The 24,171-nt window shown below is 58.2% G+C and carries 21 protein-coding genes; 1 reads left to right on the plus strand and 20 read right to left on the minus strand.

Going from position 1 to position 24,171, the window contains the following annotated elements:
• Window positions 1-171: 171 nt before the first annotated feature.
• From FTE24_RS07770 to leuB, 8 genes are all read right to left on the minus strand, one after another.
• Entirely contained in the window at window positions 172-1,404 is a 1,233-nt protein-coding gene (locus FTE24_RS07770; protein WP_150231459.1) for a DUF4129 domain-containing protein, read from the minus strand.
• Window positions 1,401-2,594, minus strand: coding sequence for a DUF58 domain-containing protein (locus tag FTE24_RS07775; protein WP_150231460.1), 1,194 nt, complete (start codon window positions 2,592-2,594; stop codon window positions 1,401-1,403). Before FTE24_RS07775 ends, FTE24_RS07770 begins: the two co-directional genes overlap by 4 nt.
• Window positions 2,595-2,625: 31 nt before the next feature.
• Window positions 2,626-3,918 (minus strand): DUF4129 domain-containing protein, encoded by a 1,293-nt coding sequence (locus tag FTE24_RS07780; RefSeq protein WP_150231462.1) that lies wholly within the window; start codon window positions 3,916-3,918, stop codon window positions 2,626-2,628.
• The gene (locus FTE24_RS07785) at window positions 3,915-5,069 is read right to left on the minus strand and encodes a DUF58 domain-containing protein (RefSeq protein WP_150231464.1); all 1,155 of its coding nucleotides are present in this window, start codon (window positions 5,067-5,069) and stop codon (window positions 3,915-3,917) included. The genes FTE24_RS07780 and FTE24_RS07785 overlap by 4 nt, the downstream gene beginning before the upstream one ends.
• Window positions 5,070-6,044, minus strand: a complete 975-nt coding sequence (locus FTE24_RS07790) for an AAA family ATPase (protein WP_202111793.1) — start codon at window positions 6,042-6,044, stop codon at window positions 5,070-5,072. It abuts the gene before it with no gap.
• Between the two features lie 204 nt (window positions 6,045-6,248).
• Window positions 6,249-6,671: a hypothetical protein gene (locus FTE24_RS07795; RefSeq protein ID WP_141449018.1), complete on the minus strand. Its 423-nt coding sequence runs from the start codon at window positions 6,669-6,671 to the stop codon at window positions 6,249-6,251.
• Between the two features lie 241 nt (window positions 6,672-6,912).
• Window positions 6,913-7,452, minus strand: a complete 540-nt coding sequence (locus tag FTE24_RS07800; protein WP_141449017.1) for a peroxiredoxin — start codon at window positions 7,450-7,452, stop codon at window positions 6,913-6,915.
• Between the two features lie 129 nt (window positions 7,453-7,581).
• Window positions 7,582-8,661 (minus strand): 3-isopropylmalate dehydrogenase, encoded by a 1,080-nt coding sequence (gene leuB / locus FTE24_RS07805; RefSeq protein ID WP_141449016.1) that lies wholly within the window; start codon window positions 8,659-8,661, stop codon window positions 7,582-7,584.
• A gap of 350 nt (window positions 8,662-9,011) precedes the next feature.
• On the opposite strand from leuB, the gene FTE24_RS07810 reads away from it, so the two are divergent.
• Window positions 9,012-9,992, plus strand: a complete 981-nt coding sequence (locus FTE24_RS07810) for an aldo/keto reductase (protein WP_150231468.1) — start codon at window positions 9,012-9,014, stop codon at window positions 9,990-9,992.
• Between the two features lie 130 nt (window positions 9,993-10,122).
• Here the strand turns inward: FTE24_RS07810 and FTE24_RS07815 are convergent, their stop codons facing one another.
• The 12 genes from FTE24_RS07815 to FTE24_RS07870 all read right to left on the minus strand — a co-directional run bounded on the left by FTE24_RS07815 (window position 10,123) and on the right by FTE24_RS07870 (window position 23,880).
• Window positions 10,123-11,670: a 2-isopropylmalate synthase gene (locus FTE24_RS07815; RefSeq protein WP_150231470.1), complete on the minus strand. Its 1,548-nt coding sequence runs from the start codon at window positions 11,668-11,670 to the stop codon at window positions 10,123-10,125.
• Window positions 11,671-11,772: 102 nt separating this feature from the next.
• The gene (ilvC, locus tag FTE24_RS07820; RefSeq protein WP_141449013.1) at window positions 11,773-12,765 is read right to left on the minus strand and encodes a ketol-acid reductoisomerase; all 993 of its coding nucleotides are present in this window, start codon (window positions 12,763-12,765) and stop codon (window positions 11,773-11,775) included.
• Window positions 12,766-13,026: 261 nt separating this feature from the next.
• Window positions 13,027-13,524 (minus strand): acetolactate synthase small subunit, encoded by a 498-nt coding sequence (gene ilvN / locus FTE24_RS07825; protein WP_141449012.1) that lies wholly within the window; start codon window positions 13,522-13,524, stop codon window positions 13,027-13,029.
• 2 nt (window positions 13,525-13,526) lie between these two features.
• Window positions 13,527-15,287, minus strand: coding sequence for a biosynthetic-type acetolactate synthase large subunit (gene ilvB / locus FTE24_RS07830; RefSeq protein ID WP_150231473.1), 1,761 nt, complete (start codon window positions 15,285-15,287; stop codon window positions 13,527-13,529).
• Window positions 15,288-16,036: 749 nt separating this feature from the next.
• Entirely contained in the window at window positions 16,037-17,008 is a 972-nt protein-coding gene (locus FTE24_RS07835; protein WP_150231475.1) for an ABC transporter permease, read from the minus strand.
• Window positions 17,008-18,084 carry an ABC transporter permease gene (locus tag FTE24_RS07840; protein ID WP_141449009.1) on the minus strand — a complete coding sequence of 359 codons (1,077 nt, stop codon included), beginning with the start codon at window positions 18,082-18,084 and terminating at the stop codon, window positions 17,008-17,010. The genes FTE24_RS07835 and FTE24_RS07840 overlap by 1 nt, the downstream gene beginning before the upstream one ends.
• Entirely contained in the window at window positions 18,081-19,616 is a 1,536-nt protein-coding gene (locus tag FTE24_RS07845) for an ABC transporter ATP-binding protein (protein WP_141449008.1), read from the minus strand. The genes FTE24_RS07840 and FTE24_RS07845 overlap by 4 nt, the downstream gene beginning before the upstream one ends.
• Before the next feature lie 174 nt (window positions 19,617-19,790).
• Entirely contained in the window at window positions 19,791-20,837 is a 1,047-nt protein-coding gene (locus FTE24_RS07850) for a BMP family lipoprotein (protein WP_141449007.1), read from the minus strand.
• 384 nt (window positions 20,838-21,221) lie between these two features.
• Window positions 21,222-21,581 (minus strand): 50S ribosomal protein L20, encoded by a 360-nt coding sequence (gene rplT / locus FTE24_RS07855; RefSeq protein WP_141449006.1) that lies wholly within the window; start codon window positions 21,579-21,581, stop codon window positions 21,222-21,224.
• Between the two features lie 33 nt (window positions 21,582-21,614).
• Window positions 21,615-21,815: a 50S ribosomal protein L35 gene (gene rpmI, locus FTE24_RS07860; RefSeq protein WP_141449005.1), complete on the minus strand. Its 201-nt coding sequence runs from the start codon at window positions 21,813-21,815 to the stop codon at window positions 21,615-21,617.
• 12 nt (window positions 21,816-21,827) lie between these two features.
• Window positions 21,828-22,325: a translation initiation factor IF-3 gene (gene infC / locus FTE24_RS07865; protein ID WP_141449004.1), complete on the minus strand. Its 498-nt coding sequence runs from the start codon at window positions 22,323-22,325 to the stop codon at window positions 21,828-21,830.
• 316 nt (window positions 22,326-22,641) lie between these two features.
• Window positions 22,642-23,880 carry a glycosyltransferase family 2 protein gene (locus tag FTE24_RS07870; RefSeq protein WP_141449003.1) on the minus strand — a complete coding sequence of 413 codons (1,239 nt, stop codon included), beginning with the start codon at window positions 23,878-23,880 and terminating at the stop codon, window positions 22,642-22,644.
• Window positions 23,881-24,171: the final 291 nt, after the last annotated feature.

Consider the following 24,171-nt stretch of genomic DNA (forward strand, 5'->3'; position numbering starts at 1 on the left):
AAAGTCGAATGTGGGTTTAAGGGCAACGCCGTTTTGGGCTTTTTCATCATACTCAAGGCGATCTGCAAAGTAAAGCGGAAATTCCGCGTTTTTATGACAATTGTCGCAGACCTTTCCGGTTTGGAGTGCGCCCGGCCCAAAACGGCTCTTCATTCCATTTCGTATACGGGCCTATTTCGTATACCGGCTGCGATTATACCGCTCGACCAGCTCCTGCACCTGCTCCGCGTTCTGCTCGCGGTAAGCGGGCTTGTCGGCGATTTCTTTGGCCGTCTCGCTCGGCGTCAGCCAGGGGCGGAACGCGTACCCGCGTTCGATCGCGGCGCGCACGAGCCGGAAATAGGCGCGCCGGTTTGGGTCGGACGGCTCGGAAGCCGCCCTTCCGGACGCCGCTCGCCCGGAAGACGGCTTGCCGCCGAGCTTTTCGGTCGTGTCGGCGTACGCTTCCCCGTCCGCTGTACGCAGCGGCTTCGCCGCGATGCGGAGATTTTGCAGCAGCCGCTTCAGCCAATCCGGCAGCCATTCGGACAGCACTTCGTGCAGCAGCCGCAGCAGGAAGAACACGGCCGTTCCGATCGACAGCAGCGCGATCAGCGCCACGCCGTAGATGATCCAGCGGTCCAGACCCAGACCGGCTTCCGCTTCGTTCTCCAGATCGTAGATGACTTCGGCATCCGGAGAAGCCGGATCGGCGGGAATCGGCGGCGGTTCCGGCACGTAATCGAGATCGACGCCGCCGTACAGCAGGAACAGCCAGAACCGGTACAGCCATTCCAGCACGACGGACAGCTGCGTCGCGCCTCCGATCAGCACAATGGACAGCAGCAGGGCAGCCATAAAGCTCCGGTTCATGCGCAGCAGCTGCCCCGAAGGGAGATCCGCTTCCTGCGACAGTCCCATCGCTTCCCGCACCCGGCGTTCGTTCCAGCGCAGCAGCTGGACGAGCAGCGTCACCGTACAGGCCGTGTAGACCGAGAACGCATACGGTTCCAGCAGTCCCGGGCGCAGCGCGGCGGTGTAGACGACGATGCCTCCCAGCAGCCCGGCGAAGACAAGCGGCGTATCGCGGCGCCCGCTCACCGCCCCGTTCAGGCGGTAGACGCCGCGCACGCCGGCCGCGCATAGCAGAAGCAGCAGCGGTACGATGCGCAGCCCGAGCCAGGCGGACCACGCCAGCACCAGCAGCGCCGGCACCAGCGGAAGCACAAGCGCGGCGGCGTAAGCCCGCTGCCCGCCGAGAATCCCGGCGGCTGCGGCTCCGGCCATAAGGCAGAGACCGAACAGTCCGGCCAGTACGTAGGGGGACAAGTCGAACACGTACAGCGACAGAAGCAGAAGCAGCGGGTAGAACAGCGCGGTGTCGCGAATGGCGGTCTCCAGCGCTTTGAACAAATTTCGGTTCATGCTTCCGCCTCCTTCCGCAGCGGGATGTGCCGCGGCGCCGCACGGCCCGGAGCCGGATCGGAAGCGCCGGAAGCACGGGAAGCACCGGAATCGACGGAGGCATCGGCGGCGGAGCCATCAGCCGATAAGAAGCCGGGGTCGATCAGGCTGACCTTGTGGCCCAGCCGCTCCAGCCGGGCAACAGCCGGACCGATCCCGGCTTCCCCGCCCGACGCGATCACGATGTAATCGCGAGCCGGTCCGACTTCGCGGGCTTCGGCCATCAGGCATTCGGCAAGCGAACGCTGCACTTTGAGCCGAATACCGGCCATCGCTTCCAACAGCAGGCGCAGCTGCCCCGCTCCGCCGCCGACAGGAATTCGCGGCAGCGACAGCGTATGCGCGTTATGCGCCAGCCCGACCGGCACGCCGTCCGCGATCAGCCGCGCGGCGATCGTCGCCGCCAGGCTGATCGCATGCTCGGCTTCCGGCTCGCCTCCGCCGCCGCGAAGTCCCGGCGTTACCGTGCCGATATCAAGCACGAGCATGACCCGCGGATCGGCGGAATGTCCCTGCCGATACGTCTGGAGGCCGCCGGTACGGGCGCTCGCTTTCCAGTGAATCCGGTTCATCGGATCGCCCGGCGCGTATTCGCGCGAGCCTTCGATCAGGAACGGGTCCGCCAGAATCCAGCGGCGCACCGCGAATTCTCCCTGCCAGCTGCGCCACTCCTGCGGCAGCCGGCGTTCTTCCAGCAGCCGGGGATAGACGATCAGCGGAGCCTGTACATTCTCGGAGCGCGAACGCAGCACGAAACCGAGCAGGTCGCCCGAAGTCATGAATACGGTGGACAGCCGGAAGATGCCGCGGCCTTCGCAGGTGACGAAATGCCGGCGGGTAACGCGCCGCCTCGGCATGATCGTGAATCCGCTCGTATGCGTCTGATAGACGCTGCCCCGTTCCTGCTTGAGAGCGGTCGATCCGCGAAACCGAAAAACGGCGGGAAATTCCGATTCGAGCCGCAGCCACGGAATCGGCAGCCTCTTGTCGTTCTCGATGATCTCGACCATCTCCAGATTGTCCCCGGCATGGCAGCGGTCCTTGTTGAACTTGCGGCTGTACCGGACCCCTCTCAGAGCCGATCGCCCGATCAGCTGCGCCTGCGCCGTCGCCAGGATCGCCACGGTCAATATCATCCAAAATAGAGCCAAGCCGTTCCCCTCTTTCGTTCAAAATACGGTGTTACCGATTCTTGTCGGCATCGCGGTAACGCGCGTCGTTGTACCGCTCGACGAGACGTTCCAGTTCTTCGGCGGACAGCTCCGTGTACCGGCCCTGCGACAGCTCGCGGCCGTTCTCGGCCGGCGTGCGGCTCGGCCGCAGCGGAAAGCCTTTGCGCGAAGCGTGCAGCACGACGCTGCGATAGCGCAGCCGCGGATCGTCGCCTCCATAGTCGGCTTCGCGGCGTTCCCGCCGGAAAAAGCGCGCGAAGCCAGCGGTTTTGTTTTCTTTCAACTTCTCCGCTTTGTCTGTGTAATTGACATTCGACGCAGCCAAGCGGACCGCGCGCATCAGCCCGAACCGGGAAGCGATCTTCGCGATCAGGTTGCGGATGCCGTTCGGCAGCCAGCGGCCCAGCAGCCGGTACAGCAGCCAGCCGATCCCCAGAACAGCCGCGATCCAGAACAAGCCCAGCAGAATATAGCCGATAAGCTTGAGCCACAGCGGCGTCTCTCCCGCCTCGCCCAACTGTTCGAACTGGGACGCGTCGACGCCGGGCATCGGCTGGACCGGTTCCGCCGCCGGCGGATTGCCCGGCAGCGAGCCGCCGAAGATCGACAACCACCAGTCGCGCAGCGCGTTCAGCGCGCCCGTCGGACCGCCGATCAATCCGGCTATGACGATAAGCGCCGCCACGATCCAGGTCAAGCGCCGGTTCTGCGTCAGCACGCCCGACAAAGCGGACGTCTCCTGCCCGGCCGCCGTGCGCACGCGGTCGCCGTTAAGCAGCAGCAGCGTCAGCGCAAGCGCAAGCGTCGAGACCATGTAGAGCAGCGGCCGGTATTCGTTCAAATCCGGTATTCGCCCGGCAACTATGTACAAAATGAGCATGGCCGCCACACCCGAGAGCGGAATGCGCAGCTGCATCTGGTCCCACAGCTGCCTCCGCCCGGTCAGCAGTCCGCGCAGCGCCGCGAGCAGCAGCACGGCCGCGGCGCTTCCTTTGACGAGCCAGCCGCCGGGAAAAGCAAGTCCGAGCAGCAGCGCGGCGGCAAACGGCAAAGCGGCGGCCGCGCCGCCGATCCGCTGCTCCGCCTGCCGCAGCCCGATCAGGTTCGCCGACAGATGCAGCGCCAGGATCGGCAGAAGCAGCAGCAGGTCGGACACTTTCACGGCATAATGCGCGACCAGCACGACCGCCGCGTACGCGGCCAGCGTTTCCAGCAGCGAATAGGCGGCCGGACGGCCGAATCCCTGCAGCAGCGGCCCTGTACGGGAAATGGAGCGGGAACGGGTTCGGGTCGTTTTCGTCATAATACGGCCTCCTCTCGGCGTTCCGATTCGCGGCGCTGCGACGAACGAACGCCCGAGGACACAAGCCCCGGCTCGTTCGCCGCAAAGCCGGTGACGCCTACCCGGTGACCGAGCCGTTCCAGCGACGCGATCGCTTCCCGGACCTTATCGGAGCGGTGCGCGGTCACGACGAGATAATCGATCGGTTCCCGGAATTCGCGCTGCGCTTCCAGTTGAAGCAGGTCATGGAACGGCAGCCGGGACTTCAACTCCAACCCGGCCAGCGCTTCCATGATCCGGTTCAAATGCACCGGACCGTAATCGGTCTCCAGCCGGCAGCCTTCTTCGCCCAGCTGCGAATCGCCGTTGTGCGCGAAGCCCGAGGCCATGCCCTGCCCGATCAGCGAAGCGGCGCAGGTCGCGGCCAGCGACAGCTGGCGTTCGATCAGTCCCGTCCGGGTCACGACGCTCCACATCGACTCCGAGTCTTCGACGTTGAGCAGGATCACGACGCGCGGATCGGCGGAAAATCCGCTTTTGTGAACTTGAAGCTGTCCCGTTCGCGCGCTCGCTTTCCAGTGAATCCGGTTCATCGGATCGCCCTGCGCATATTCGCGCACGCCGGTCATGATGAACGGGTCTTCGACGATCCAGCGGCGTACCGCAAGTTCCCCCTGCCACGTTTTCCACGAGATCGGCAGTTCGCCGTCGCCAAGCGTGCGGGGATAGATCACCATGCGCATATGCAGATCGACCTTTTTTGAAGGCGCATACATCCCGAACAGATCGCCGCCCGTCATCGTCGCCGACTCGATCCGGTAGATGCCCCGGGCCTCGCAGACGATCCGGTGCGTACGCGTAATCTTCGTGCGCGGCGGCAGCGTGAACAGGCTCGTATGGTTTTGGTAAATATGTCCTTCGCTGACGTTCGTGTCATCGCTGCGGGCAAACTGCAGCGCCGACGGCAGCATCGCTTCGAGTCTCAGCCACGGCACCGGCAGCGGCTTGCGGTTGGAGAGCGTCTCGACCATCTCGATTTTCTCCCCCGCCCGGCACGTGTATTTGCTGAAATCGCGCTTGTAATCGAGACGGGCCAGCGCAGGTCTGCCGAGCAGCCATCCCTGAACGATCACGATCAGTCCGACCAGGAGCAAAAGCCCAAACAGCGCCATTTATCTCACTTCGCTTTCCAGTCCCTTTTCGCTCGGAACAGGGATGCTTTCCGTCAATTCGGCCAAAATGCGCTCGGCGGGATTGTCCTGCACGTCGTAGCGGTTGTTCAGCACCAGCCGGTGCGCGCAGACAGGCACAAGCAGCGTTTTGATATCGTCGGGCAGCACGTAATCGCGCCCTTTGAGCGCCGCGTACGCCTGGCAGGCGCGCAGCAGCGACTGGGTGCCCCGCGGGCTGATGCCGAGCGCAAGCTCGGGATGGCTTCTTGACGCATCCGCCAGCGCGACGATGTAGTCGAGCAGGTCGTCGGCGATCGTCACGCTGCGGCACGACCGCTGCGCTTCCAGCACTTCTTCCGCCGTGGCGGTCGTTATCGCCGATTCCGCGTTCAGTCCTCCCGCCTGCACGGTGCGGCGCAAAATTTCGCGGCCTTCCGACGCCGACGGATAGCCGAGCTTCATGCGGATCATGAACCGGTCCATCTGCGCTTCCGGCAGCGGGAACGTGCCCTGGTTATCGACCGGATTCTGCGTAGCCAGCACCATGAACGGCTGCTCCAGCTTCATCGTCTGCCCGTCCACGCTGATCTGCCGCTCTTCCATGCACTCCAGCAGACTCGATTGGGTACGCGGCGTCGCCCGGTTGATCTCGTCCGCCAACACGACGCGCGCGAACAGCGGCCCCGGGCGGAAATGGAACTCGCCGTCTTTTTGATTGTAAAAGTGGATGCCGGTCAAGTCGGAAGGCAGCAGGTCGGGCGTGAATTGGATCCGTTGAAAAGTCAGGCTGAGCGACGACGCGAGACTTTTGGCCAGCATCGTCTTGCCCGTGCCCGGCACGTCTTCCAGCAGCACATGTCCCGAAGCCAGCAGCGCGGTCAGCAGCAGATCGACTTCCGCGTCTTTGCCCACAATGATATTCCCGATATTTTGCTTGAGCCTTGAAGCGAGTTCCTGTACGTTTTGCATGAACATTCCTCCGTCTTTTGGCAGCGGCTTCCGTATAAATCGAAAAATGGCGCATTCCGGCTTATGTCCTCGAAGCGTTAGCGTAATGTTTTCCTGTTTCTTCCTCATTTCCATTTTAGCAAATAAGATAGCGTTTTCCAAATGCGGCCAAACAAAAAACCGGAAGGATCGCAAGGATCTCTTCCGGCAGGCGTATAGGAGGCAGCACTTTTATGTTCTGCCTTTGCTGTTGTGATGCTGAAGCTTCTCCAGCTTCTGGCTCATGACGGCCAGGCGGCGCTTGAGGTCGAGCTGCCAGCGCTTGTCTTCGGTCTGTTTGGCAAAACCGAGCAGATCCAGCGACAAATCGATCTGGTTGCGCACCGTTTCCATCTTGTCTTCGCTCTCGAGACTGACGCAGTTCGCGAAAATCTCCGCATCGTCTTCGAGAATGTAATCCTGGAAATCGATCTCCGATTCGCCGTCGCCGTGCGCGTATTCGGCCAGAATCTCGTATTCGCTTTCGACTTTATAATGAACTTCGATCCGTTGGCATACCGGGCAATGCAGCAGAGGAACGTTGTGAACCTGGGTCCGGTAGTGGGTCAGCGTCCCCTTCGTTCCGATCATACTGGCTCCGCAGCAAAAACTCATGGCCGTTCACTCTCCTTCATTAACTGATCCCTATCTGTATAATCAACCTGCCGACGGAATTTTGAATACTTTTGCAAAAAAACGTGTGCTTTTTCGATGTTTCCTGGCCCCATTTTAGCACGGAATTTCGAGGTGCGCCAGCGATTCGGGGGACAAAAAAGCCCTCTTTCCGGCAGAGGCCGGAAAGAAGGCTTTAACGCTAAACCGTCGACCCGGCCGCTGCCGAATCCGCGAGGAACCCTTACAGGGTTTGGTCGCCCGGTTTCCAGTTCATTGGGCACAGTCCGCCCGATTGCAGAGCCTGAAGCACGCGCAGAGTCTCTTCAACGCTGCGGCCCACGTCGTTGTGGTTCACGACCTGGTACTTCAGTTCGCCTTCCGGATCGATAATGAACAGGCCGCGCAGAGCTACGCCTTCTTCTTCGATCAGGACGCCGTAATCGCTTGCCACTTTTTTCGTGATGTCCGAAGCGAGCGGGAAGTTGATTTTGCCGAGACCGCCGATTTCGGTCGGAGCCGCGATCCATGCTTTGTGGCTGTGCACGGAGTCGATGCTGACGCCGAGAACTTCGGTATCAAGCGTCTGGAAATCGCCGTAAGCGTCGCTGATTGCCGTAATTTCGGTCGGGCATACGAAAGTGAAGTCGAGCGGGTAGAAGAAGAACACGAGCCATTTGCCGCGGTAATCTTCAAGCGATACTTTGCCGAAATCCTGTCCGTCTCCGGATACAGTTTCCATTGTAAAGGCCGGAGCCGGTTTGCCTACCAAACGTTCTGCCATTGTGTAAATCCTCCTTCAAAATGACACCCGGTGACGAGTGTTTTCTGCATATTCTGAAACTATAACACCATGTTATCACCGGGATTTTTCGAAGTCAAGATTGGAACGCTTATTTATTTATAATCATTATCATTTGCGAATCGCGTTGAGAATTTGCTCGCCCATTTGCGTCGTGGACAGTGCGTTGCCGCGTCCCGCGGCGATGTCGCTCGTGCGGTGTCCGGCGTCCAGCACTTCCGCCACAGCCCGTTCGATCGCGTCGGCTGCTTCGCTGTAACCGAACGTCAGACGCAGCATCAACGCGGTCGACAAGATCGTCGCGATCGGGTTCGCCAGCCCTTGTCCGGCGATATCCGGCGCGGAACCGTGTACGGGCTCGTACAGCCCGTAGCTGCCTTCGCCGAGCGAAGCGGACGCCAGCATGCCGATCGAACCGGTCAGCATCGCCGCTTCGTCGCTCAGGATATCGCCGAACATGTTCTCCGTCACGATGACGTCGAAACTCGACGGACGGCGCAGCAGCTGCATCGCGCAGTTGTCGACGAGCACGTGCTCCAGTTCCACTTCCGGATATTCCGCGGATACGCGAATAACCGTTTCCCGCCACAGGCGCGACGTTTCGAGCACGTTCGCCTTGTCGACCGAAGCGAGCTTCTTGCGGCGCTTCATCGCGATCTCGAATCCCTGGCGGGCGATGCGCTCGATCTCCGTGACGTTGTACGCGCACGTATCGACCGCTTCTTCGCCGAATTCCGTCTCGCGGCGGAACTTCTCGCCGAAGTAGATGCCGCCGGTCAGCTCGCGCACGACCATCAGGTCGGTGCCTTCAAGCACTTCCGGCTTCAACGTGGACGCGTCCTTGAGACAGTCGAACACGACGGCCGGACGCAGATTCGAGAACAGGCCGAGCTCTTTGCGGATGCCGAGCAGGCCCGTCTCCGGACGCAGCTCTTTGGGGTTGTTGTCCCACTGCGGACCGCCGACCGCGCCCAGCAGCACGGCGTCGGCGCGTTTGCACACGTCGAGCGTTTCCTGGGGCAGCGGCGTACCTTTTTGATCGATGGCGATCCCGCCGAACAGCGCGTGCTCCGTTTCGAACGTATAGCCGAACACTTCGCCGACTTTTTGCAGCACTTTTTCCGCTTCCGCCACCACTTCCGGCCCGATGCCGTCTCCTGCGATTACCGCGATCTTTTTCGTCTCAGCCATGTGTCGCACTTCCTCTTCTCGTCAAATTCCCGCCGGCGAAACGCTCGCGCCTTCCGTCGCCGCTTCCGGGTGCAAACCTTTATTCAAAAACAGTAACATACTCCGTCAGGGATTGACCAAGATATAGAAACTATGAACTTCATAGGTTTTACCTATTAAGTAACGACTTAAGCAACGACGGAACGAGCCGAGCGGCCCCGAAAAAAAAAGCGTTTACCGAAAACGTTTTGGACTATTTGCGCTTACGTTAAGAAATTTGATTCGGATTCGTGGGATTGTTACAATAAATAGGGTAATGGTAGTAGAATCTGTTTCGTCAAACGATCTAATCGAGGAGATGAACGAAGAACATGGAATATACGTATTTGGGAAAATCGGGTCTTAAAGTCAGCCGCATCTGTCTGGGCACGATGAATTTCGGAGGCCAGACCGACGAAAAAGAATCGTTCCGCATCATGGACGCGGCGCTCGACGCCGGAGTCAACTTCTTCGATACTGCAAACGTTTACGGAGGCAAAGACAACGCCGGCCTGACCGAAGAAATTTTGGGCCGCTGGTTCAAGCAGGGCGGAGGCCGCCGGGAAAAAGTCGTGCTTGCGACCAAAGTTTACGGCGGCATGGGTGACGAAACGGACGGTCCGAACGGAGACCGCGGCTTGTCCGCCTACAAAATCCGCCGTCACCTGGAAGGTTCGCTGAAGCGCCTGCAGACCGACCACGTCGAACTGTACCAAATGCACCACGTCGATCGCAACGCAAGCTGGGACGAACTGTGGGGCGCGTTCGAAGTGGCCGTTAACCAGGGCAAAATCGGCTACGTCGGCTCCAGCAACTTTGCGGGCTGGGATATCGCCGTGGCGCAGAAAGAAGCGGAAAAGCGCGGCTTCCTCGGCTTGATCTCCGAGCAGCACAAATACAGCCTGCTGACCCGCGAACCGGAACTCGAAGTGCTTCCGGCTTCGGAAGCGCTCGGCCTCGGCGTCATTCCGTGGAGCCCGCTTGCCGGCGGACTGCTCGGCCGCAACGCGCTCAAGAAGATCGAAGGTTCGCGCAGCGGCGGCAACGCCGAACTGGTGGACAAGCACAAAGAGCAGCTTGAGCAGTTCAAAACGCTCAGCGAAGAACTGGGCGAAGCGCAGGATACGGTTGCGCTTGCGTGGGTACTGGTGAATCCGGCCGTTACGGCTCCAATCATCGGTCCCCGCACGTTCGAGCAGTTCGAAGACGCGCTGCGCATCGTGGACGTGAAGCTGGGCGAAGCCGAGCTGAAGCGCCTGGACGAAATCTTCCCGGGACCGGGCGGATCCGCCCCGAACGCGTACGCCTGGTAAGCAGCGCAGGCAGATGCTAGATCCCGGATCCTGAATTCCGGATTTCGCATCAAAAAAGCGGTACCGCTATCCGATTGCCGGATCAGCGGTACCGCTTTTTGTCTTGCCCCGATTCGGGGCGCCTTGCTGTCTACCAGACTTTCTCGGCGCCTTTGCGGCCGCCCGGCACTCGGCGGTTCTCTGCCAGGCGGTTCAGCGCGTCGACATAAGCGCGGGCGCTCGCTTCGAGCACGTCGGTGCTGACGCCGCGGCCGCGGACTTCGTTCTCGCCCTGGCGCATCGTGACGTGCACTTCGCCGAGCGCGTCCTTGCCGAGCGTCACGGCCTGGATCGAATAGTCGACCAGCGTCACTTCTTCGCCGACAGCCTGATCGATCGCGTTATAGATCGAATCGACGGTACCGTTGCCGCCCGATTTGGCCGTGCGGCTGCCTTCGCCTTCGACCGACACCGTAACGGTAGCTGTCGGGGCCGCTTCCGTCGCGAACGAGAAGCTCAGCGACTCCAGCGCGTATTTCTCCGGGGCGTCCGCCAGGCGCTCTTCGAGCAGCGCCAGCAGGTCGTCGTCGGTAATTTCCTTTTTCTTGTCCGCCAGGTCTTTGAAGCGGGCGAACGCCGCGTTCAGCTGCTCGTCTTCCAGCGTATAGCCCATTTCCAGCAGCTGTTCGCGGAATGCATGGCGGCCGGAGTGCTTGCCGAGCACCAGCTTGCTCTCCTTGAAGCCGACCGTCTGCGGCGACATGATCTCGTACGTCGTTTTCTCTTTGAGCATGCCGTCCTGATGGATGCCCGATTCGTGCGCAAAAGCGTTCGCGCCGACGATCGCTTTGTTGCCCGGCACGTTCATGCCGGTCAGCTTGCTGACGAGGCGGCTCGTGCGGGCGATCTCGCCCAATACCAGGCCGGTCTTTGCGCCGAAGTAGTCGGCCCGGGTCTCAAGCGCCATGGCGATTTCTTCGATCGCCGTATTGCCCGCGCGTTCTCCGATCCCGTTGATCGTGCCTTCGATCTGGTCCGCTCCGTTCAGGATGGCAGCCAGCGTGTTCGCCGTCGCCATACCGAGGTCGTCGTGGCAGTGCGCGCTGAGCTGCACTTTCTCGATGCCCGGCACCGTTTCCTTGAGATGGCGGAAAATCGCGCCGTACTCGGCCGGGTTCAAATAACCGACCGTATCCGGAATATTGACGACATAAGCGCCTTCGCGGATCGCCATGGCGACCATTTCGGCGCGGAAGTCCGGTTCGGTACGACCGGCGTCTTCCAGCGAAAACTCGATTTTCGAGAAATATTTTTTGGCGTAACGGAGCGCGGACTGCGCCGCTTCCAGTACCTGATGCTTTTCCATCTTCAGCTTGTACTGCCGGTGAATCGGCGAAGTGGCCAGGAAGATGTGCAGGCACGGATCGGCCGCTCCCTGCAGCGCTTCCCGAACCGCATCGATATCGCCTTCGCGCGAACGCGCCAAGCCGACGACGCTCACGTTTTTGACGGCGCGGGCCACCGCGTTGACCGCGGCCAGATCGCCCGGCGACGCGGCCGGGAATCCGGCTTCCATCCGATCCACGCCCAATTTTTCCAATTGATGCGCGATTTCGACTTTCTCACGGGTATTCAGGTTCACGCCGGGCGATTGTTCCCCGTCACGCAGCGTCGTATCGAAGATATGAATTTTCCGCACGGATTACGCCTCCTTTTTCGGTTGAAGTGTCGAGATGGAAAAGGGCTGCCCCGGTCGCGCTTGCACGCGGCCCGGGATAGCCCCGTTTCATGCTTCGAAATCTTACTTCTTGATCCAGTGCATCATGTCGCGCAGCTGTGCGCCCACGACTTCCAGCTGATGCTCCGATTCGTTGCGGCGGGTAGCCGTCAGGAAAGCGCGGCCAGATTGGTTCTCCAGCATGAAGTCACGCGCGAATTTGCCCTGTTGGATATCCGTCAGCACTTCTTTCATCGCTTTCTTCGTGTCTTCCGTTACGATGCGGGGTCCGGTCACGTAGTCGCCGTATTCCGCCGTGTTGCTGATGGAATCGCGCATCGTGGAGAGGCCGCCTTCGTACATCAGGTCGACGATCAGCTTCAGCTCGTGCAGGCATTCGAAGTAAGCCATTTCCGGCGCGTAGCCGGCTTCCGTCAGCGTTTCGAAGCCCGCTTTGACCAGCGCGCTCACGCCGCCGCACAGTACGGCTTGTTCGCCGAACAGGTCGGTCTCGGTCTCTTCGCGGAACGAAGTCTCGATAACGCCGGCACGGGTACAGCCGATGCCTTTGGCATACGCGAGGCCGATGTCTTTCGCTTTGCCCGTAGCGTTCTGGTGGATCGCGATCAGGCCCGGTACGCCGAAGCCTTCTTCATACGTTCTGCGAACCATATGGCCCGGCGATTTCGGAGCGACGAGCAGGACGTCGTTGCCTTCTTTGGCGACGATCTGACCGAAGTGAACGTTGAAGCCGTGCGCGAACAGCAGGGTCGCATCGGATTTGAGGTTCGGTTCGATTTCGCTTTTATACACGGAGGCTTGCGTTTCGTCCGGCATGAGGATCTGAACGATGTCGGCGCGTTTGGTCGCTTCGGCAACCGACAGCACTTCGAACCCGTCTTCTTTGGCCTTGTTGGCCGATTTGCCTTCACGAAGGCCGACGACAACCTGCAGGCCGCTGTCGCGCAGGTTTTGCGCGTGCGCGTGTCCCTGGCTTCCGTAGCCGATAATCGCGATCGTCTTTCCTTGAAGCACGCTCAGGTCCGCATCATTTTCGTAATAAGTCGTAATTGCCATTCTTATTTCCTCCTTTGTGTATAAAGCCTCAACCCTGCCCAAACAAGCGGGTAGCTCAGCGGAACCGGAAGTCCCGACGCGGCTTCGGGGGGCGGTTCCGTTCAGCTCCCCGCCCGTCCGGGCGGATGAAGCCGTCGTTCTTATGTGGTGTTCGATTGGGGCGTGTTCGGTTAGACCGTGTTCGATCAGTCGATGTTCAATTGTGCAGTGTTCAAAATAATCCGGCCGACCGCTGCCGCTCCGGCGGCGTGCGGGACCCCGTTAGGCGTTGCCGCGAATCATGGCCGTGACGCCGGTGCGGGACAGTTCGCGAATGCCGTACGGCGACAGCAGTTCGATCATCGCGTCGATCTTCTCCGTGTCTCCGACGACCTGGACCATCAGGCTGTTCGTGCCGATGTCCACGACCGCCGCGCGGAACGTCTCGACGAGGCCCATGATCTCCGGCCGCGTCCCCGGATCGGATTTCACTTTGATAAGAGCGAGTTCCCGTCCGACCATCGGATTGGCGCTGAGATCAACGACTTTGATGACGTCGATGATTTTGTACAGCTGCTTCTCGATCTGCTCGATCGTCTTGTCGTCGCCGGTGCTTACGATGACCATCCGGGAAATGCCTTTTTCTTCCGATTGGCCGACCGTGATGCTCTCGATATTGAAGCCGCGTCGGCCGAACAGTCCCGATACCCGCTGCAGGACGCCCGGTTGGTCATTGACCAGGATGGCGATGGTATGTTTGGTATGCGTCGTATTCGTCATCTTTACTCGTCCCCCATCAGCATTTGATCCAGCGTCTTGCCCTGCTGTACCATCGGATACACGTTCTCGCCTTTCTCGACCACGAAGTCGATTACGACCGGTCCCGGCGTATCCAGCGCTTCCTGCCACACTCTGCGTGCTTCTTCCTTGGTCGACGCCCGCAATCCCTTGACGCCGTACGCTTCCGCCAGCTTGACGAAGTCGGGGCTGCCGGACAGGTCGATATGGCTGTACCGGTTGTCGTAGATCAGTTCCTGCCACTGGCGAACCATGCCGAGCACCTGATTGTTCAAGATGACGACTTTGACCGGAATGTTGTTGATCGCGCAGATCGCGAGTTCCTGCGAACACATCTGCACGCCGCCGTCGCCGTTGACCGAGATGACCAGCCGATCGGGCTGCGCCATCTGCGCGCCGATCGCCGACGGAAGGCCGAAGCCCATCGTGCCCAGGCCGCCGGAAGTGATCCAGGAACGTGGTTGGTTGAACTTGTAGTACTGCGCGGCCCACATCTGGTGCTGGCCGACGTCCGTCGTCACGATCGCTTCGCCGTTCGTCGTCTCGTTCAGCAGTTCCACGACCCACTGCGGTTTCAATCCGATCTCGTCTTCTTTGTAATCGTCTTTGTAACTGAATGGCTTCTCCGCTTTCCATTGTTGAAGCTGCGAGCGCCATTCGTCCGCGCTTTCGGCCCGTTTGACCGTTTTGTTGAGCAATTCCAGCACCGTTTTGACGTCGCCGACGATCGGAATGTCCGTTTTGACGTTTTTGCCGATTTCAGCCGGGTCGATATCGATATGCGCGATTTTGGCTTTCGGCGCGAACCCGTTCAGCTTGCCGGTTACCCGGTCGTCGAACCGCGCTCCGATACTGATCAGCAGATCCGCTTCCTGAATCGACATGTTCGAAGCGAACGTGCCGTGCATGCCCGGCATGCCGAGCCACAGTTCATGCCCGCTCGGGAAACCGCCCAGGCCGAGCAGCGTGGTCGTGATCGGGATCCCCGTTTTCTCGACCAGTTCCAGCAGCGCTTCGTGGCCGCCGGAGTAGACGACGCCTCCGCCTGCCAGGATCAGCGGGCGTTCCGCGTTGGAGATCGCTTCGGCCAGTCGTTCGACCTGCAGCTTGTTCGGTGCCATCCGCGGATTGTAGCCCCGCAGCGCAACCGGCTCCGTATGCGGCTGGAACAACGTCATCGCGGCCGACACGTCTTTTGGAATGTCGATCAGGACCGGACCTTTGCGGCCCGTGTTCGCGATATGGAAAGCTTCGTGAATGATGCGCGGAAGCTCGTCGACGCTGCGTACCAGGTAGCTGTGCTTCGTGATCGGCATCGTGATGCCCGTGATATCGGCTTCCTGGAAAGCGTCGGTTCCGATCAGCGTCGAAGCGACGTTGCCGGTAATGATGACGAGCGGCGTGGAGTCCATGTAGGCCGTCGCGATGCCTGTTACCAGGTTGGTCGCTCCCGGTCCGGAAGTGGCGATGCAGACCCCGACTTCGCCGGCTGCGCGGGCATAACCGTCGGCCGCGTGGATCGCGCCCTGTTCGTGCCGGGTCAGTACGTGATGGAAGTCTTTGAATCCGTACATGGCGTCGTAAATGTACAGCACCGCTCCACCCGGATAACCGAACACGCATTTTACGCCTTCGAGAACGAGGCTGCGGAGAAGAATGTCCGAACCTGTGAGGACTTCTTGTTTATCCACCCATTTTTCTTTCAACTCTTCCGTCGATTGTGCATCTGGCATATGTGCGCTCATCGTTCTTCCTCCTCCCAAATATCACATCAATCTCACATCATCGATTTGCAAAGGGCCGCCGTAACGGAGTTTTTCCGTTATTCGTTGTACGGATGCGCGTCGGGCAGTCGTTATAAAAACCAAAAAACCTTCCGCCCCACAAAGCAGATATCTGCTTCGAGGGACGAAAGGTTATTATCCTCACGTGGTACCACCCAAATTTGCCGACACCTCTCGGTGCACAGCCTCAAGCGGGTCCGAAATCGAAACCTCCGATTCCAAACTCGCGGTTCATAACGCGAACCTCACGATTCTCCCTAGTAACCGGACGTTATCTTCCGCGAAGATCATGGAAGAACGTTCGTCGTTCAGGAAAATGGCTCCGAGGTGAGCTCGTATATAAGGGATTAAGGCGGTGGATTACAGCGTGTTGCTTCCCCGCTCTCTGGCAAAAGAGCCCTTAAAACTTCGTCCTCTTCATAGCCGATCAGTTATTCAATACTGTTTGTTGCTGAATGTTAGGGTTATTATATGACTTTAGTTTTAACGAAGTCAACACCTATTTTAAACAAAAAACAAAAACCGGAACGGCGGCATACATTCGGGGCAGTCGATATGTCCGCCAGAGAAAGACAAAAACCGCTTTTCCCCCGTCAAAAAACGGAAGAAAAGCGGTTGTATGCCTAGCGATAACCAGATATCGGGAATTCGAGTCGGTATCCCCCAAGAAGACATTCGGAACGCGCCGAAACCGCGAACCGAATGCCGGCTCAGCGCTTGCCGGGGTCGTACGCTTCCCCGAGCGCGCCGGGAGCTCTCGACTTGCCGATCGCCACGACGAGCACGATGACGGTCAGCACGTACGGCAGCATCAGGATGAAATCCTGCGGAATGCTGGCCGACCATTCGAACAGCTGCACGTAGTTGCGAATCGCCTGCGAGAAGCCGAAGAACATGGCCGCGCCCAAAATGCCGAGCGGGTTCCACTTGCCGAAGATCAGCGCGGCGATGGCGATAAAGCCCTGACCGGAGATCGTCGTGTGCGAGAACAGTCCGGTCGTCGTCAGCGTGATCGTCGCACCGCCGAGACCGGCCAGCGCGCCGCTCAGCATAACGCCGATATAGCGCATGCGATTGACGTTGATGCCCATCGTGTCCGCCGCGCTCGGATGTTCGCCGACCGCGCGCAGGCGCAGGCCGAACTTCGTCTTGTACAGGACGTAATACGTCACGAAGACGAGAATGATCGCGATAAACGTCGTCGGATACGAGTTGAGTACGCCTACGCCGAGAATCGGACCGAGGACCGGAATCGAAGCCAGATCCGGGAAGCTCAACTTCGCCAGACGGTGCAGCAGGAGCGGAGTCTCGCCCGCGCCGTCGAACAGCAGCTTCACGAGGTACAGCGTAATGCCGGTCGCCAGGAAGTTGATGACCACGCCGCTGATGGTCTGGTCCGCTTTGAACGTAATGGTCGCCACAGCGTGAATCAGCGAGCCGAGCACGCCGACTACGATCGCGGTCAGCAGGCCGACCCAGGGAGCCCCGCTCCCCATGCCGGCTTCTTCCGCGTAATGCGTGCCGACTGCCGCCGCAAAAGCGCCGAAGACCATCAAACCTTCAATGCCGATGTTCACGATGCCCGAACGCTCCGAGAACAATCCGCCGAGCGCGGCGAAGATCAGGGCGGTCGAGAAGACGAGCGTCGTATTGAGCAGGTTGCCGAATATCAGAAGATCCATTACAACACCTTCTCTTTCTTGCGCTTATAAACGGGCTTGAGGATAAAGCGAACGATCCCTTGCGCCGCGATAAAGAATATGATCGATCCGATGACGATCTGGATAATTTCCGGCGGAACGCCGGCATCGAAGCTCATGCCCGCGGAGCCGTACGTCAGCGTACCGAACAGACCCGCGCCGGCAAGCACGCCGAACGGATGGGTCATCCCGAGCAGCGCCACGGCGATCCCGTTAAAGCCGTAGCCCGGCAGGGACGAGTAGACGCTCTGGTAATGGAAGACGCCAAGCGTCTCGAACGCGCCCGCAAGACCCGCGAACACGCCGCTGATAAACATCGCCTTGACGATGTTCTTGTTGACGTTGATCCCGGCATAACGCGCCGCTTCCGGGTTGCTGCCGACCGCGCGCAGCTCGAAGCCCTGCTTCGTTTTCCACAGGAAGTAATAGAAGAACGTCGAAGCGAGCATGGCCAGCAGAATGCCCCAGTGCACGCGTGCATTGCCCATCATCTCCGACAGCCAGCCGATCGAGATCGAAGCGCTCGGTTGAATATCGACCGAACGCTGATTGCCCGGCATGAGCAGGAATGTGCGCACGAGGTAGTTGCACAGGAACAGCGCCGTCCAGTTCAGCATAATCGTCGTGATGACTTCGTTGACGCCGCGCTTGGCTTTGATGTAGCCGGCAAGCGCCGCCCACAGTCCGCCGAACAGGGCGCCCACAATGATGGCAAGCGGCGCGTGGATCAGCGCCGGCAGGCCGGTCAGCTTGATGCCGATCAGCGAGGCGCCGGTCATGCCCATAAGCACCTGGCCTTCCGCGCCGATATTGAACATGCCCGCGCGGAACGCGAACGCGACCGCAAGGCCGGTCAGGACGAGCGGCGTCATCTCCCGCAGCGCTTCGCCGAAGCCGTACGGATCGCCGAAGACCCGGCTGATCAGCGCGCCGTAAGCCGTGATCGGGTTGTAGCCGCCGATCATCATGACGACGGCGCCCAGCAGCAGGCCCATGACGATGGCCGCAAGCGAGACGATGACCGAATCGCTCGCGAACCATTTCAGAAATTTATTCATTTTCGCGTTCCTCCCTGCCGGCTGCCGGCCATCATCAGGCCAAGCTCCTGGTCGTTCGTCTCTTCCGGACGCACTTCGCCGATGACCTTGCCTTCATAGACGACGATAATGCGGTCCGACACGTTCAAAATTTCGTCCAGTTCGAACGACACGAGCAGGACCGCTTTGCCCTGATCGCGCTGCTGGATCAGCTGCGACTGCACGAATTCGATCGCCCCGACGTCGAGTCCGCGCGTCGGCTGGGCCGCGATCAGGAAGTCCGGATTTTTGTTGATCTCGCGCGCGATGATCGCTTTTTGCTGGTTGCCGCCGGACAGCGAACGCGCTTTGGTCTGAATGCTCGGCGTGCGCACGTCGAAGTTCTCGACGAGACGCTTGGCCAGATCGTTGATCGCGCGGAAATTCAGGAAGCCGCGCTTCGTGTAAGGCTCTTTGTAGTAGCTCTCAAGCACCATGTTCTCGCTGACGGTAAAGTCCAGCACGAGACCGTGCTTGTGCCGGTCTTCCGGGATATGGCCGACGCCCGCTTCGGAAATCTGTCTCGGCGTATGGCTGCCGATTTCTTTGCCGTTGAGGCGGATCGAACCGCTGTCGATCTTGCGCAGGCCGGACAGCGCTTCGATGATTTCGGTCTGCCCGTTGCCGTCGACGCCGGCGACGCCGACGATTTCGCCGCGGCGCACGTTAAACGTCATGCCGTCGAGCAGCGCGATGCCGTCTTTGTTTTTGATCGATACGTTCTCGACTTCGACAGCCATTTCGCCCGGTTCGGCCGGCTTTTTGTCCACTTTGAACGAAACGTTCCGTCCGACCATTTTCTCTGCCAATTCGAACGGGCTGGTCTCGCTCGTCTTGACGGAGTCGACGACTTTGCCGCGGCGAATGATCGTCACCGTATCGGAAACGGACATGATTTCTTTCAGTTTATGGGTAATCAGGATGATCGACTTGCCTTCGGCCACGAGCCGGCGCATGATCTCGATCAATTCCGATATTTCCTGCGGAGTGAGCACGGCAGTCGGTTCGTCGAAGATCAGGATGTTCGCGCCGCGATAAAGCGTTTTGAGAATTTCGACACGCTGCTGCATGCCGACGGAAATATCTTCGATTTTGGCATTCGGATCGATATGGAATCCGTACTGGTCGGACAACTTTTTCACTTTTTCCGAAGCGGTCTTGTAATCGATCTGGATGCCCGCTTTGGCAGGTTCCATGCCGAGAATGATATTTTCGGTTACGGTAAACGGTTGAACCAGCTTGAAATGCTGGTGGACCATGCCGATTCCGAGATCGATCGCTTTGTTCGGACTGTCGATTGCGACTTTGTTCCCATTAATCTCGATGTGACCTTCGTCCGGCTGATACAGCCCGAACAGGATATTCATCAGTGTCGATTTACCTGCACCGTTCTCGCCGAGCAGGGCATGAATTTCGCCCTTTTGCAGCTGGATGCTGATCGAATCGTTGGCGACGATTCCGGGAAAACGCTTCGTTATTTGCTTTAACTCGACAACGGGAGCTGCAGCAGCCATGGAATCACCCTTCATTCTTCATAGTAGTGCGCCGACCCTACCCCTTTTCAGCAGAAAATACGGGATCGGGCCGACGCAAAGTGTTCGATTTAGTGGTAAACGTAACGACAAGGCCGGTTCAAGGAACCGGCCTTGTCGAAAGTATTATATCATGTAAATCTTAATGGATAACGATTATTCGGCAGGAACCTTAATTTCGCCGTTCACGATTTTTTCTTTGTACGATTGCACTTCGTCCAGCACTTCTTGCGGTACGTTGACGCTCGAAGTGTCGGCAATGCCTACGCCGTCGTCCTTAAGACCCAGAGTCGTGATCGTGCCGCCTTTGAACGTTCCGTCGATGACCTGCTGCGAAACGGTCTTCATCGCTACGTCTACGCGCTTGATCATGGAAGTCAGCGTGACTTCGGTACCGAATTCGATCGATTGGTCTTTGTCTACGCCGATAACCCATACTTCCTGGCCTTGGTTCTTGCGGTCCAGTGCTTCGTTGAATACGCCTGTTCCTGTGCCGCCGGCCGCTTGGAACACGATGTCCGCGCCGTCGTTGTACAGAGTTGCCGCAGCCGATTTGCCTTCGTCCGGCTTGTCGAATCCGCTTGCGTATACGGAAGTGAATTGCGCTTCAGGATTCGAAGCTTCGATTCCGGCTTTGAAGCCGACTTCGAACTTTTTGATCGTCGGGGAATCCATACCGCCGACGAAGCCGATTTTGTTCGTTTTCGTCATTTTGCCTGCAACTACGCCGACGAGGAACGCGCCTTCGTTTTCGGAGAACAGAACGGATTCGACGTTCGGCGCGTCAACAGCCGCGTCGATGATCGCGAAATTGGAATCCGGGTTTTGGCCGGCGATATCTTTCAGTGCGCTTTCAAGGGCGAAACCGATGCCCCAAGTGAGGTTATATCCGTCTTTGACGAATTGGTTGAGGTTAGGCTGATAGTCCGCTTCGCTTTTACTTTGCAGGTACTTGACCGTAATGCCTTGTTCTTTCTCAAGCGCTTGCAGAGCTTCCCACGAAGTTTGGTTGAACGACTTGTCGTTTACGCCGCCGGTGTCGGTAACCATCGCGATTTTGATATCGCTTTTGGCTGCCGTGCCCGCTTCGCCTTCGCTGCCTGTCGCAGCCGTTCCGCCGCCGCTGTTATTGTTGCCGCATGCGGCCAAGACGAGCGAGAAGGCCAACAGCATGAAGATCGAGAATTTTACAGCTTTTTTCATTTTGGATAGTTCCCCCTTAGGATCTTTGCCTGCGTAAGGCGAGCGCTTGTCGTATGTTCCGGAGTTCCCGGACCGCAACCGTCTCTCTCATCAGGTATGCTTTCGCTTTACAGATTATACATTCAGGACCGGACAAAATCTACTGTTAAAAAGGCGTTTCAAAAATAAAATTCGTATTTCCAGATATGATACCGCTTACCTTTGTCAAACTTTACATGCGTTGTGACTTAATAACGAACAATCCCTTTCTTCATTTAAGGAACCATCGTCTAAACGCGTTAAAGGACTAAATAAAGCGGCCTAAATCCATCTTTTTTTACGCATAGAAAAAGGCCCCTGCCGCGAAATATGAATTTCGGGAAAGGAGCCTTGTCGACGCTCGTGTTACGCGTTGATTTTTTCTTTTGCTGCGGATGCCAGGGTGTTGAACGCCGTAAGGTCGTTTACAGCCAGGTCAGCCAGCATTTTGCGGTTCACGTCGATGCCTGCCAGTTTGAGGCCGTGCATCATTTTGCTGTACGAAAGTCCGCTTTGGCGTGCTGCCGCGTTGATACGAACGATCCACAGTTTGCGGAAGTTGCGTTTCGTCTGACGACGGTCGCGGTAAGCGTACACCAACGATTTGTTGACTTGCTCTTTCGCGGTTTTGAAAATGCGGTGTTTCGAACCGAAATAACCCTTTGCCAGCTTCAATACTTTTTTATGACGACGACGTGTTACAAATCCGCCCTTCACTCTTGCCATATCTAAAGACCTCCCAGTCGGTTATGTGTGAGACTATTTCAGTTGCTTGAGTCCTTGTGCCAGACGCTTAACGTCACCTGGAGCCATCAAATGATCGGCTTTGAGGTTACGCTTTGCGCGCTTGGATTTGTGCGAAAGCAGGTGGTTTTTGTGCGAGCTGTAACGAGTGACTTTGCCGGTACCCGTAATTTTGAACCGGCCTTTCAGACTGCTGTGTGTTTTCATTTTAGGCATTGTACTTTCCCCCTATTGGTTTTTCGGACCCAAAATCATAATCATGCTGCGGCCTTCGAGCTTAGGCTGACGGTCGACGACGGACAGTTCCGCCACTTCGTTCCGAACGCGTTCGAGCACTCTTTGGCCGAGCGAAGCGTGCGTGATCTCGCGGCCGCGGAAACGCACGGAGCATTTCACTTTGTCGCCGGCTTCGAGGAATTTCACCACGTTGCGAAGTTTCGTCTGATAATCGTGCTCTTCGATATTCGCGCTGAAGCGAACTTCTTTGAGCTCGACGATCTTCTGATTCTTGCGGGCTTCCTTGTCTTTCTTCTGCTGCTCATAACGGAACTTGCCGTAATCCATGATCCGGCAAACCGGCGGTTTCGCTTGTGGCGCCATGTTCACCAAATCCAAATTCAGGTCTGCTGCCATCTGAAGCGCTTCACGAATCGGCTTGATTCCGATTTGTTCGCCTTCTGCGCCTACCAGGCGTACTTCGCGCGCCCGGATTTCCTCATTGATCATATGGTCCTTACTAATAACCGTCCACCTCCGAATCGAGTTTGTTGCAAGGGCTTATTTGCCCATAATAAAAGGGATACGGACAAACTGTCCGCATCCCGGTGATCTTCAATCTTCATGAGAGTAATCTTCATAAACGATCGGATCGGGAACCAGCCGACGGTGCCGGGCAGGTGAGAAGCGGAGCTTCTGCTTTTGAATCCTTATTGAAAAGTAATGGTTAAACAACACTTTGACTACTATACCGGATATTCGGCAGAATGTAAAGTCTTTTTCAAAACTTTTATCTGCCGAATTATTCGGAAGCGTGCCGGGCTGCTTAGCTCTGTTCGCTCTGCATCTCGTCGATGCGCACGACCCGGGTATGCTTGGTGTGGCTCCACTGCTTGTTGTTCTGCGTGAAGAACGCGTAGAACGTAATCGGGAACCACGACAGCAGGTAGATCGGGAAGAGCAGCATGTAGGCGTACACTTTCCACGATTTGACCTTTTCCAGGATCATGGCGACGAAGAACACGGCAACCTGTGCGACAATGGCGCCTGCGGCTACCCACAGCGGCAAATAGTCGTACATGGTCAGCAGGTGCGGACCGCCGAACAGCGCGATGTCGCCGTACAGCACGACCGTCAGCATCAGCGTCAGCAGCACGATGTACACGTTAACCGCGTACAGCGCCATGTCGAACTTGACGATGCTGAAATCGCGGATGCTCTTCCACAGCAGCGGGAAAAAGTATTTCCGCGCCACGGTGAAGTGTCCCTGCATCCAGCGCAGGCGTTGAACGGAAGACGCTTTGAACGTCAAAGGCTTCTCGTCGTAAATCTTCGCGTAGTAGTTGAACTTCGGATACACGCCGCGTTCGACGCAGCGCATCGTGAACTCCAGATCTTCCACGAGGCTCGTTGCGCCCCAGCCCATTTCCTTGAGCAGCTTGTTGTCGAAGCACATGCCCGTGCCGCCGAGGAAGTTGGCCATGTTCAGATTGTGACGCGACAGCTGCCACAACCGGTTGATGTACCAGTACGAGATGCCGTAAGCGGCCGTGATCCACGAGTCGTTCGGGTTCTTCGTGTCGATATAACCCTGAATGACTTTGGCGCCCTTGCACAGATCGTCGTTCATGCCGATCAGGAAATCGCGGTGCGCCAGGTTGTCGGCGTCCAGCATGACGATGCCGTCATACTCGCGGTCAAGCTTCCAGAGCTCTTCCAGCATCCACTCGATCGCGTAGCCTTTGCCGCGCAGATTCGGGTTGACGCGAACGCAGGCGTTCCAACCGTGCTCGCGCACGATATCGGCCGTCTTGTCCGTGCAGTTGTCGCAGATTACGAATACGTCGTACAGCTCACGCGGGTATTTCAGGTGCTTCAGGTTTTCCATCAGCGCCCCGATGACCTCTTCTTCGTTGTGCGCCGCAACCAAAATGGCGAACGACTTTTGCGGATCGAACGACTTCTCCCGTTTCTTTTTGTACAGTCCGAACAGTGCGAAGCCGAATTGGTAGACCCCGATTACGGCCAGCAGCACCTGGAGCGTCATGAATAATGCTTGCAGCATGGTTGGTTGAACCCCCTTTTTGTTACCCCTATGTACACAGAAAGATTTTGTGTGTGTGTATTCTCTGTGCCTTGCGTTCCATAGCGACTTTGAATGACCCATTTTTGTTTTTAAACTTTTAGGAAATCGTTCTTTTCGATTCTGGCGATTTTGCGACCATTTGTCAAAACCGTGAATTCGCGCTGCGGGGCAAAAAAGCGAGCATTTGCGCCCGAATTCGCCGCGGCGGGTGGTCGGTTCGCTTCCGCATCGCCGTTTAGGTGCGGATATCGCCGACTTTCGAGCTTTTGG

Origin of the sequence: Saccharibacillus sp. WB 17, assembly GCF_008634075.2 — a bacterium.
Taxonomy (GTDB): Bacteria; Bacillota; Bacilli; order Paenibacillales; family Paenibacillaceae; genus Saccharibacillus; species Saccharibacillus brassicae.

Bases quoted from the DNA above. Each gene is read 5' to 3' on its own strand.
- FTE24_RS07770 (WP_150231459.1), bottom strand. From the start codon at position 1,404: ATGAACCGAAATTTGTTCAAAGCGCTGGAGACCGCCATTCGCGACACC.
- FTE24_RS07780 (WP_150231462.1), bottom strand. From the start codon at position 3,918: ATGACGAAAACGACCCGAACCCGTTCCCGCTCCATTTCCCGTACAGGG.
- FTE24_RS07785 (WP_150231464.1), bottom strand. From the start codon at position 5,069: ATGGCGCTGTTTGGGCTTTTGCTCCTGGTCGGACTGATCGTGATCGTT.
- FTE24_RS07790 (WP_202111793.1), bottom strand. From the start codon at position 6,044: ATGTTCATGCAAAACGTACAGGAACTCGCTTCAAGGCTCAAGCAAAAT.
- FTE24_RS07795 (WP_141449018.1), bottom strand. From the start codon at position 6,671: ATGAGTTTTTGCTGCGGAGCCAGTATGATCGGAACGAAGGGGACGCTG.
- FTE24_RS07800 (WP_141449017.1), bottom strand. From the start codon at position 7,452: ATGGCAGAACGTTTGGTAGGCAAACCGGCTCCGGCCTTTACAATGGAA.
- leuB (WP_141449016.1), bottom strand. From the start codon at position 8,661: ATGGCTGAGACGAAAAAGATCGCGGTAATCGCAGGAGACGGCATCGGG.
- FTE24_RS07810 (WP_150231468.1), top strand. From the start codon at position 9,012: ATGGAATATACGTATTTGGGAAAATCGGGTCTTAAAGTCAGCCGCATC.
- ilvC (WP_141449013.1), bottom strand. From the start codon at position 12,765: ATGGCAATTACGACTTATTACGAAAATGATGCGGACCTGAGCGTGCTT.
- ilvN (WP_141449012.1), bottom strand. From the start codon at position 13,524: ATGACGAATACGACGCATACCAAACATACCATCGCCATCCTGGTCAAT.
- ilvB (WP_150231473.1), bottom strand. From the start codon at position 15,287: ATGAGCGCACATATGCCAGATGCACAATCGACGGAAGAGTTGAAAGAA.
- FTE24_RS07835 (WP_150231475.1), bottom strand. From the start codon at position 17,008: ATGGATCTTCTGATATTCGGCAACCTGCTCAATACGACGCTCGTCTTC.
- FTE24_RS07840 (WP_141449009.1), bottom strand. From the start codon at position 18,084: ATGAATAAATTTCTGAAATGGTTCGCGAGCGATTCGGTCATCGTCTCG.
- FTE24_RS07845 (WP_141449008.1), bottom strand. From the start codon at position 19,616: ATGGCTGCTGCAGCTCCCGTTGTCGAGTTAAAGCAAATAACGAAGCGT.
- FTE24_RS07850 (WP_141449007.1), bottom strand. From the start codon at position 20,837: ATGAAAAAAGCTGTAAAATTCTCGATCTTCATGCTGTTGGCCTTCTCG.
- rplT (WP_141449006.1), bottom strand. From the start codon at position 21,581: ATGGCAAGAGTGAAGGGCGGATTTGTAACACGTCGTCGTCATAAAAAA.
- rpmI (WP_141449005.1), bottom strand. From the start codon at position 21,815: ATGCCTAAAATGAAAACACACAGCAGTCTGAAAGGCCGGTTCAAAATT.
- infC (WP_141449004.1), bottom strand. From the start codon at position 22,325: ATGATCAATGAGGAAATCCGGGCGCGCGAAGTACGCCTGGTAGGCGCA.
- FTE24_RS07870 (WP_141449003.1), bottom strand. From the start codon at position 23,880: ATGCTGCAAGCATTATTCATGACGCTCCAGGTGCTGCTGGCCGTAATC.